The sequence below is a fragment of the Acutalibacter sp. genome (genome assembly GCF_056800975.1).
In genome coordinates this window covers 1-10,072 of the sequence record NZ_JBQISV010000079.1, presented here as the reverse complement: position 1 = coordinate 10,072, position 10,072 = coordinate 1, and the positions used below count along the sequence as shown (strand labels likewise).

10 protein-coding genes are annotated in these 10,072 nt (G+C 56.6%); all 10 read right to left on the bottom strand.

The features are described 5' to 3' along the window. Nucleotides 1-885 (bottom strand): MATE family efflux transporter (locus tag ACTO5E_RS08585; RefSeq protein ID WP_482303000.1); only part of this gene is annotated, 885 nt, incomplete at its 3' end. 229 nt (nucleotides 886-1,114) lie between these two features. Next, a complete protein-coding gene (locus ACTO5E_RS08580) occupies nucleotides 1,115-1,567 on the bottom strand; it encodes a hypothetical protein (protein ID WP_482302999.1) in 453 nt (150 codons plus the stop codon). Between the two features lie 27 nt (nucleotides 1,568-1,594). Then, nucleotides 1,595-2,008 (bottom strand): HAAS signaling domain-containing protein, encoded by a 414-nt coding sequence (locus ACTO5E_RS08575; protein WP_482302998.1) that lies wholly within the window; start codon nucleotides 2,006-2,008, stop codon nucleotides 1,595-1,597. After that, complete coding sequence (locus tag ACTO5E_RS08570; RefSeq protein WP_482302997.1) at nucleotides 2,005-2,355, bottom strand: PadR family transcriptional regulator; 351 nt, start codon at nucleotides 2,353-2,355, stop codon at nucleotides 2,005-2,007. The genes ACTO5E_RS08575 and ACTO5E_RS08570 overlap by 4 nt, the downstream gene beginning before the upstream one ends. A gap of 222 nt (nucleotides 2,356-2,577) precedes the next feature. Beyond that, a complete protein-coding gene (locus ACTO5E_RS08565) occupies nucleotides 2,578-3,978 on the bottom strand; it encodes an alpha-L-fucosidase (protein WP_482302996.1) in 1,401 nt (466 codons plus the stop codon). A 105-nt stretch (nucleotides 3,979-4,083) separates the two neighbouring features. Then, nucleotides 4,084-4,986: an NAD-dependent epimerase/dehydratase family protein gene (locus ACTO5E_RS08560; RefSeq protein ID WP_482303001.1), complete on the bottom strand. Its 903-nt coding sequence runs from the start codon at nucleotides 4,984-4,986 to the stop codon at nucleotides 4,084-4,086. Between the two features lie 5 nt (nucleotides 4,987-4,991). Further along, entirely contained in the window at nucleotides 4,992-6,725 is a 1,734-nt protein-coding gene (locus tag ACTO5E_RS08555) for a thiamine pyrophosphate-binding protein (protein ID WP_482302995.1), read from the bottom strand. An 18-nt stretch (nucleotides 6,726-6,743) separates the two neighbouring features. Further along, nucleotides 6,744-8,078 carry a lipopolysaccharide biosynthesis protein RfbH gene (gene rfbH / locus ACTO5E_RS08550; RefSeq protein WP_482302994.1) on the bottom strand — a complete coding sequence of 445 codons (1,335 nt, stop codon included), beginning with the start codon at nucleotides 8,076-8,078 and terminating at the stop codon, nucleotides 6,744-6,746. Between the two features lie 6 nt (nucleotides 8,079-8,084). Continuing rightward, nucleotides 8,085-9,149, bottom strand: a complete 1,065-nt coding sequence (rfbG, locus tag ACTO5E_RS08545; protein ID WP_482302993.1) for a CDP-glucose 4,6-dehydratase — start codon at nucleotides 9,147-9,149, stop codon at nucleotides 8,085-8,087. Then, nucleotides 9,146-9,928 carry a glucose-1-phosphate cytidylyltransferase gene (gene rfbF / locus ACTO5E_RS08540; protein ID WP_482302992.1) on the bottom strand — a complete coding sequence of 261 codons (783 nt, stop codon included), beginning with the start codon at nucleotides 9,926-9,928 and terminating at the stop codon, nucleotides 9,146-9,148. Before rfbF ends, rfbG begins: the two co-directional genes overlap by 4 nt. Nucleotides 9,929-10,072: the final 144 nt, after the last annotated feature.

Below are 10,072 nucleotides of genomic sequence, written 5' to 3'. Positions count from 1 at the left end.
CACAGGCATAAACACAAAGGACTGGAGCTTGGAGTAAAGCCCGAACACCGTGTAGGCCGCAGTGGAGAAGCCGGAGAGAATAGCGTTCATGGCTACGGTCATCACCGTGCCGATGGCCTGCATGACAATGGCCGGCAGGCCCACTGCGTAAATGTCCTTTACGGTCCGCCACTGGGGACGGAAGCCCCGGAAGCTGATTTTAATGGCATGGGGCCGGACGTTCAGAATGATAACGCTGAAAATCATGCTGATAATCTGCCCGCCCACAGTAGCCACAGCTGCGCCGGTGACGCCCATGGCAGGCAGGCCGAACCAGCCGAAAATAAAAATGGGGTCCAGCACAATGTTGACCACCGCGCCTACCAACTGGAAAATCATGGGCCAGAACATGTTGCCGGTGGCCTGAAGAATCTTCTCAATCATCACCACCACAAAGCTGCCAAAGGAGAAAATGCAGCAGATGGATATGTACTGATCTCCCATGCGCACAATGTCGGGGTCAGACTCAAACATCTGAAAGAAGGGGGTGGTGAAGAAAGCCCCGTACACCGCGAACAGCAGAGAGGTGGCAATGCCCAGCAGAACGCCGTGAACAGCGGCCGAGACAGCTTCCTCCTGGCGCTGCTGGCCCAGGCGGCGGGCAATCAGGCTGGTGACGCCCACGGCCGTGCCTACTGCAAAGGCAATTTGCAAATTCTGGATGGGAAAGGCCAGGGACACAGCGGCCAGCGCTTTTTCGCTGACCTGGGAGACAAAGTAGCTGTCTACCACATTATAGAGTGCCTGCACCAGCATGGAGAACATGGCGGGCAGGGCCATGGAGAAGATGAGCGGAAGCATGGGAGCTGTGCCCATGCGGTTCTGCCCGTGAGAATTGTCGCTCATTTTGACACTTCCTTTCATTTTTTGCAATCCTTCTAATTATAGCAGAAATAGAGGTGGTTTGCAAGCGGGTATTGCCCAGGACAGGGGCGTTTTTCTTCCGCAGCCCCTGCGGCGGGGGTGAAAAAACAGGCAGGGCGCTTCCCGGTGGGGAAGAAGCCCTGCCTGTTTTTTACTGTGGATACTTTGCATGTGATGGCTCTGAAAGGGGGAAAAGGAGCCAAAGCACTGCTTAGTAGAGATTGCCGTTTTTGTCGCAAGAGACGCTGGCACTGCGGGTGGTACGGCTGGCGTTGTATGTTACGGTAGCTGTTCCTGTTGCAGTATTACCACTGGTAGAAGCGTTTTTACTAACAAACTTGGCATTACTGTTATAAATGCTAACCGATGTAGTCGCATTGGTAGCCGATGAAGTCGTTCCGTTGTATGTAAACGTACCGGTAACTGTTACTTTCCAGACAGCAGACCCAAGAGCATTCAAATAAGTGGCCGAAGCATATCCAGTTTTCCCGCTTCGAGGCTGAACCTCACACTCATATAATTCAGTTACTATTGAATCACCGTTGTCCAAAACCTCTACAGTACGTTTTACAAGAACATCGTTATTTTCTGTAGCAAGAGCAGACGTTGAACATAGCGAAAAAACGACTAGACAAGCGATAAGAAAAAAGGCTATCCTTTTCATAGCAGTTAACACTCCAAATAAAAACTTTTAAAATAGACTTATTGCGCTTTCATCTGGCGGAGGTGCTCCTTCGATAGGTGCCTCATATGTAGTTTCACCATGATTGTATAGGTATGTGTCATAGACAAAAAAGCCCAAAAGAAGAATCCCGGCCACAACAGCCGCGACCACACCCATTCGCACAAAGTTGAAAATACGCTTGCGCAACTGAAGCTGCTCGTTCAGTTCCTCATCCGGCAGAGACTTCAAAAAGCCAGCTGCAATTTCCTCCGGCGCGCCAAAGCATGCCCGAACCTCTTGGGCCGTGGTCTGCGGACGCTCGTCCAGGAAAGCGCTGATGTTGCCCCGCAGCTCCTTCAAAAGGGAGAGCCTGCGCTGCTTGGGACATACCAGCAGCCTGCGGTCTACCTCTTTCAGGTACGCTTCCAGCTCTACGGTCATGAGTCAACGCCTCCTTCCGCATTTTTGAAGATTTTCTCCATGCTGTTCTGGATCATCGCCCGGTCGGCCAGCAGAGTCTGTAAATACTCCTGCCCGGATGCGGTCAGGTTGTAATAAACCCGGCTCATCCGCTGACGCTTGCCAATGATCTCAATGCGGTCGGTAATGTAGCCCTTGTCCTTCAGCTTGTAAAGGATAGGGTACAAGGAGCCCCCCATGACAGAGAGCGTGTCCTCACTCAAAGAGCTAATCAGCTTCATAATGCTGTAGGCGTATAGCTCGCCATGCTGAAGCAGAAAGAGGACAAGGATTTCAATAATGGTCTTGTCATAAATAATATGCGGCATAGTTCCCCCTTCCTTTTGCTGTGCGGTAACCAGTACTGCGAAGACGCACAAATCGAAAATTTCAGATGAAAAATCAAGCGCTTGACCCTCTGGTATGTACTATATCACATTTAAAACGAAAAGTAAATAGTTATAAACAAGGAATATTTTATTTATTTTTAAGCTGGCCTGACTGCCGGCCCCTTGCACCCCGCCCAACACGGGGGAAGCCTCTGCTCCTGCTCAGTAAACGCCCAAAAAGGACAGGGTGGGGTAGCCTCTGGCGTCCTCAAATGTAATGTGCAGGCAGTCCGTCCGGGTGCCGGCGGGCAGGGGGATGATCCTTTTGTACCCCACTGCGGTTCCCTCATACAGCAGCCGGCCCTCCCGGTCTGTGACGCGGAAGCCCTCAATGCGCTGGCTGTCAGGGATGTACTCCTTCAGCACCACATAAGAGACCTCGGCCTCCTGGGGCAGCTCCACGGTGACATGGCGGACATCCTGTCCCTCCGGCGGGCAGAACCAAGTCTCATAACTGTCCTCCCGGGCCTTGTCAATCTCATGACCCGGCTGGGCGCTGTCCGCCCAAAGCCGGGCCTCTGCCGCCAGATTGTGCCCGAAGGTGTTGCGGAGCCGGTCCCCCAGCTCCTCCAGCCGGGCGGTGTCAACGGGGTGCAGAAGGCCGTTGGGGGCCGGGGGAATATTCAGCAGCAGCGTACTGTTGCCCCCCACAGAGCGCAGGTAGGTCTGAAACAGCTCCTCGGTGGTTTTGACCTGGCTGTCCTCCTGAGCGTGATAGAACCAGCCGGGCCGGATGGAGGTGTCCACCTCCGCCGGGTACCAGATCAGCTCTTGCTCGTCTTGCAGAACCGCCCGGCTGCCCAGGTCCTGGTCAGAGGCAGCCAGCTTGCGCTGGCGGAATTCGGCGTTGTCGGCCTGCTGGCTCTCACGGGCGATTTTCTCTGTGTCCCGCATACGCAGGGGCACCACGCTCCACTCCGAGGGCCGGGTGATTCCCGCCTCGTTGCCGCACCAGCGCACATCCGGCCCGCACACATGAATGCAGGCGTTGGGCTGAAGCCTGCGGATGGTAGCATAGTACCGCTCCCAGTCATGCGCCTGAACCTTGCCGTTGGCCCTCTCTCCGCAGGCTCCGTCCAGCCAGACGGCGAAAATCTCCCCATAGCCGGTGAGCAGCTCGGTAAGCTGGTTGACAAAATAGTCGTTATAGGCCTGGCCGCTGCCATAGCAGGGCTGATTCCGGTCCCAGGGGGACAGGTAGATGCCAAAGCGGATGCCTCCCGCCCGGCAGGCGGCGGCAGTCTCGGCCACCACATCGCCCGGGTAGGGGCTGGCCGCCACAGTGTGGGTGGTATACTTGCTGGGCCACAGGCAGAAGCCGTCGTGATGCTTGCAGGTGAGGATGAGCCCGGTCATCCCCGCCGCCTTGACAGCCCGTACCCACTGGCCGGGGTCCAGGCTGGTGGGGTGGAAGACAGCCGGGTCCTCTGTCCCGTCTCCCCATTCCCGGCCGGTGTAGGTGTTCAGCGTAAAATGAATAAAAGCGTAAAATTCCATCTGCTCCAGGGCAAGCTGCCGCTGGCTGGGCCTTACCGCTGTCAGACGCTGGTCGAGCTCATGCATGTGGCTCTCTCCTTTCGTTTGTGAGGGGGGGTTGTGGAGTGGATTATGGGGGATTTTAGGGCCGGATGAGCAAAACAGATAGGATAAAAGGGGGAAGACCGGCAATCAAGGCTGTGCCTCAGCTGGTTCTTGCTGGCTCCAGGCTTCCAATATAGACTGAATTCCCGCTTCAAATGCAACCCTTGGCTCCCAGCCCAGTTCTCGCCGTGCCTTTGTGATGTCCGGCCAGAGACTTGGCTGCGCTGCCGGAGTGGGAAGTGCGCCGAATAACAGCGGGCTCTTTGTTCTGGCCACCGCCGCCATGCGGGTGATGTACTCTCGCAGAGGAAGGGAGACCCCGCTGGCAATATTGTAGCTCCCGTCCGGGCAGTCCGCTGTACAGCTGCGGAAGAAGGCGTCTGCCCCATCAGAAATGTAAAGATAGTCCCACCGCTGGGTTCCCAGGGTAAACGGGCAGGGCTCGTTTTTCAGCATGCGGCGTAAAGTGGAGGAGATCAGCGTATCAGCCCTGTCGCCCGGGCCGAACAGACTGAACACACGAAGCTCTTTACAGGCCGCCCCATACTGGGAGCACAGGCGGGACGCCTCCTGCAGAAGCCGAAGCTTTGCCCTGCCATAGGCTGTGCTTGGGCGGCACTCCGCAGCCTCTGTGACCCGCTCCTGAATGGGGCCGTATTCTGCCTGGGAGCCCGCCAGAACGATCCGCCTGCAGCCGGCCTGAAGCATGGATTCTACCGCTTGGACAGAATAGGTGAGGTTCTTTTCCTGTAGGTCTTCGTCCATCCGCTGCTGGCTGCGGATGCCTGCCCAGGCCAGGTGGACAAAGCAATCGCTTCCGCCTGTGGCTCTGCCCAGCGTAGAATATTCTTCCATGGACATAAGGAGGGACTTTGCTTTTGCTGGCAGACCGCTGTGTCCTGGCCTTGCCGTCAGCACGGTTTCCCAGCCTGCCTCGCATGTTCGCCGGACGAGGGCTTGGCCAATAAAGCCTGTAGCCCCGGTGATCACAACTTTCACAGTTCATCTTCCTCCCAGCCGCAAATCTGATCCAGTTCCTTTTGGAGCCCTGTGGGGAGAGGGGGCTCTTGCAGATGAATGGGGCGGTTGACCCCGAGCTTGGGAAACACATAGGTGTTCTGGGGCAAAGATATCTCCAGAAAGGCTGGCTCACGGTCTGAAAAAACTGCGGCCAAATTCTCCGCCTGGGGAGATACCACCCGGATGCCATAGGCGCGGACAATATTTCTAAAATTAGGAACAGCGTAGCCCTTTTCTTCCGTCGTCTGCGTATAGTTGGAATCAAAATACATTTCCTGGAAATGATGGATCATTCCCAGCGCACGGTTGTTCAAAAGAATAATTTTGACAGGTAGTCTTTCTCGGGCAATAAACTGCAGCTCTTGGATATTCATTTGAAAGCCCCCGTCTCCACAAACGCAAAAGACAGGCCCTCCGCTGGCCAACGCCGCGCCGGTCGCGGCAGGCAGGCTGTAGCCCATGGCTCCCATGCCGCCAGAAAACAGGATTCGCTGGCGGCTTTTGACCTGGATGCTTTGAGCAGCCCACACCTGATTCTGCCCCACATCTGTGGTGATCACCGCCCCTTCCGGCCAAAGGGACGAGAGCTGTTCCAGTGCGGCGGCCCCAGGCTCTTTTTTGTCTGCGTTCGACAGGATGCGTCGAATCTCATGACAACGGCATACCCAGTCTGTGTTGTTCCAGGTGAGGCTCCGCGCTCTATGTGCCAAAGCAGGTAACAGAGCCTGCAGAGGAGCCGGGCAGGCGACCTGACCCTTATGGACCGGGCTGGCCAGTTCGGAAGGATCAATGTCTACCCGCAGCACCTTGGCCCGAGGCGCGAACCGCTCTCGGGCTACCCCTGTCTGACGGCAGTCCAGGCGGCTTCCCAGAGAAAGAATGCAGTCGCTGTAGCTGGTGATGTAATTGGCCGGCCTAGCTCCATAGGCTCCTATCATCCCGTAAAATTCAGGCCAGCTGCCAGGAGCCAGGTCCACCGCTGTCATGCTTGTCACGACCGGGATACCCGTCGCCTGGATGAGCTCCAGAAAAGCCTTCTCTGCTCGCGAGCTGTGAACGCCATGACCACCCAGTATTACCGGCCGTTTGGCCGCCTGCAGCTCTGTAAGAAGCTGTAACGCCAGGCGCTCTGCGTCCTCTGGGGCAAAGGCCTCGGACGTAGCCAGTACGGAGGATGGCTTCTCGTCCAATTCCCCGCGAAAGACGTCCATAGGAATGTCCATCAGCACTGGGCCGGGCCGTCCCTCCGCTGCGGTGCGGTAGGCGGTTTCCAGCGCGGCGGGAAGCTCCTGCGGGCTGCGGACAGCGAAGGACAGCTTTGTTATAGGCTGTGCCATGGGCACAATATCCGTCTCCTGAAAGCCCCGTTGCCGGATGCCCAAATCTCCCTTTTGCTCATAGGTATTCACCTGACCGGTGATAAAAATGCAGGGCAGGGAATCGAAGTAGGCGCAGGCAATTCCAGTCAACAGATTGGTGGCGCCTGGGCCGCTGGTGGCATAGGCCACGCCGGGCAGACCGGTGATCTCCGCCCAGCCGCAGGCGGCCATGGCGCTGGCCTGCTCATGATAATTTACATGGGCATGAATCTCCCCGCAGTAGCGGTCCAGAGAATCCATGAGATGGGTGACCATTCCCCCGGGGTACCCAAAGACATGGGTAATTCCCTGCCGGATCAAAAATTCCACGATATAGTCCGAGGCCTTCACCAGAGCCCTCCTTTCTCGTTATTGCCGCAGCCCTTCCTTCACTGCCTGGGCCATATAGTCCAGCATCTCCCGGGTCATGCCCGGGTAAACGCCCAGCCAGAACGTATCCTGGACGATCCGGTCCGTGTTGGTCAGATCCCCCACAATGCGGTAAGCGTCAGACTTGTCCCGCAGATGGTCGAAGCAGGGGTGTCGCAGCAGATTCCCAGAAAAAAGCATGCGGGTCTGCACACCCTTCTGTTCCAGATATTTTACAAGACTTTCCCGGCGGCCCGGCTCCCGCACTGTCAGCAGGAACCCAAACCAGCTGGGCCGGGCCCCTTCCTCCTGGCAGGGCAGAATCAGCCGCTCCTCCTCACCGGCGAGAGCCTCGTGCAGGTACTGCCAATTCTGGCAGCGTTTTTCAATAAAGCCCTCCAGCTTTTCCAGCTGAGCGCAGCCAACAGCCGCCTGCATCTCGGTGACCTTCAAATTGTACCCCAGGTGGGAGTACACATACTTATGGTCATACCCCTCAGGCAGCTGGCCATACTGGCCCTCGAACCGCCGTCCACAGGTGTCGTCCGCTCCAGGGGGGCAGACACAGTCCCTGCCCCAGTCCCGCATGGAGAACAGGATGCGGCTGAGCAGGCTGTCGTTGGTATAGACTGCCCCTCCTTCCCCCATGGTGATATGATGGGCCGGGTAGAAGCTGGAGGTGCCGATGTCGCCAATGGTCCCGGTTTTCCGAAAAACTCCATCCATATTGTATGCCGCCCCCAAGGCGTCACAGTTGTCCTCCACCAGCCAGAGCCCATGGGCTTGGCAGAAATCCTTCACCGCCCGCAGGTTAAAGGGATTGCCCAAAGTGTGGGCCAGAAAGACGCATTTGGTTTTTTCCGAAAGAGCTTCCTCCAGCATAGAAACATCAATATTGTATGTTCCCAGCTTTACATCCACAAAAACCGGCACTGCGCCATACTGCAGAACAGGCGACACGCTGGTGGGAAAAGCCGCCGCAACGCAGATTACCTCGTCTCCCCGCTGGATAGCCCGGCTGCCCAGCAGCGGAGAGGTCAGCGCCATAAAGGCCAGCAGATTGGCGGAGGAACCGGAATTTACAGCCGCCACATGCTTTACCCCTAAAAATGTTCCCAGCTCCCGCTCAAACTGTGCGCAGTACCGTCCCGCTGTCAGCCAGAATTCCAGAGCGGAATCTACCAGGTTTATCTGTTCCTTCTCGTCGAACACCCGGCGGCAATAGGGAATCTTCTGCCCCGGCGCAAAGGGCAGGGTCTCCTTGGCCCGGGCGTCATGGTACTCTTTCACCAAGTTCAATATTTCTTGTTTGATCTTATCCGCTGTACGCTCCATATGCTGTTAAAATCCTTCCTTATATTCGCTGATCTCCCGGTCCATCTCCTGGGCGGCGCTGCCGCCGGCCAGCCACTCTCTTGTCCAGGCCACGGTTTTCTCAACAGCTATGGCCGCGTTCCACTGGGGCCGCCAGTCAAAGGCGGTTTTCAGCTTGGAGCAGTCCAACTTGAGAAAGCTGTCTTCATGGGGCGCTCCTGGCTCCGCCCGGTCCTCCCAGGCGGCGTCCTTGCCCCAGGCCTGGCAGAACAGCTGGACCAGCTGTCCGGTTGTTACGCAATCCTGGTCCTCCGGCCCCACATTGTACCAACCGGCCAGGTCTTTGTTCTCGCTTTGCCCTTGTGCGACCATGAGGTAGGCAAAGAGGGCCTCCAGCACATGCTGGTATGGCCGGACAGAGGCAGGATTCCGCACCAGGATATGCCTGCCGGCCTGTACTGCCCGCACACAGTCCGGCAGGATGCGGTCATGGGCAAAATCTCCGCCGCCGAGTACGTTTCCGGCGCGAACGGTAGACACCGCCGGACCTTGGGTGAAAAAGCTGGTTATATAGCTGTGAGCGGCCAATTCGGCGCAGGACTTGGAGTTGGAATAGGGGTCGTGGCCATCCAGAGGATCGTTCTCCCGATACCCCCATGCCCAGCCTTTGTTTTCATAAACCTTGTCCGTGGTGATAATCACCACGGACCTTACAGGTACCTGTAAGACGCGCACGCACTCAAGCAGATTAACGGTCCCCATCACATTGGTCTCATATGTTGCGACCGGGTCTTTATAGCTCTCCCGTACAATAGGCTGGGCTGCCAGATGAAAGACCACTTCCGGCTGGGCCTGCTGAAAGGCCTCCTTCAGCCTGGGCAGATCCCGCACATCGCCCAGGACAGAGTTTATATGCCCCTCAAGCTCTGCGAGAGAGAACAGGTTCGGTCCTGCCGGCGGAGGCAGGGCGTAGCCTGTGACTTGCGCGCCAGCCTGAAGGAGGATTCTGCACAGCCAGCTGTCCTTGAATCCTGTATGGCCGGTGACGAACACCCGCTTTCCTTTAAAAAAGTCCCAATCCATTCGTTTCATGATTTCCAGACCCTCCAGGGCGCATTGCCCTCTTTCCACATTTTTTCCAGCATCTCCTTTTCCCGCACCGTGTCCATGCACTGCCAGAAGCCCGTGTGCTTATAGGCCATCAGCTGGCCGTTTCGCGCCGCCTGCTCCAAGGGGGCGCGTTCCAAAACAGCCTCGTCTCCGTCTATGTAGTCGATAAACTCCGGCTGGCACACCATATAGCCGATATTGATTAGACTTCCGTCGCCTTGCACCTTCTCCCGGAACGCCTGGACCCCTCCTTGGGGACCTACGTCCAGAATCCCAAAACGCTGTCCGGCGTTATATGCGGAAAGGGTGACCAGCTTGCCGTGGGACCGATGGAAGGCCACAAGCTTTGCAAGGTCCAAGTCTGCCACGCCGTCGCCATAGGTTAAAAGGAAAGGCTCGCCGCCGATATAATCTCGCACCCGGCGCACCCGCCCGCCGGTCATGGTGGAAAGCCCTGTGTCCACCACGGTCACCCGCCAGGGCTCAGCGGTGTTTTTGTGCACGATCATATCATTTCTGCCCTGAGAAAAGTCAAAGGTGATGTCAGAGGTGTGGAGGAAGTAGTCGGCAAAATACTCCTTGATCACATGTTGCTTATACCCTGCGCAGATGACGAAATCGTTGAAGCCATAATGACCGTACAGTTTCATAATGTGCCAGAGAATGGGCATGCCGCCCAGCTCTACCATAGGCTTTGGTTTAAACTGGCTTTCTTCTGAAATTCGGGTACCGAAGCCGCCGGCTAAAATGATTACTTTCATTGAGTAAGCACGTCCTTATTTTATCACTAAAAAGCTATAACCATATTGATACCGTATTTCATTGGACAGTTTTAGGTCAAGGAAAAAGTGATCGCCGGGAACCGCCGCTTGCAGCGTTGCCAAAACTGCCGGCGCGTTGCCAAA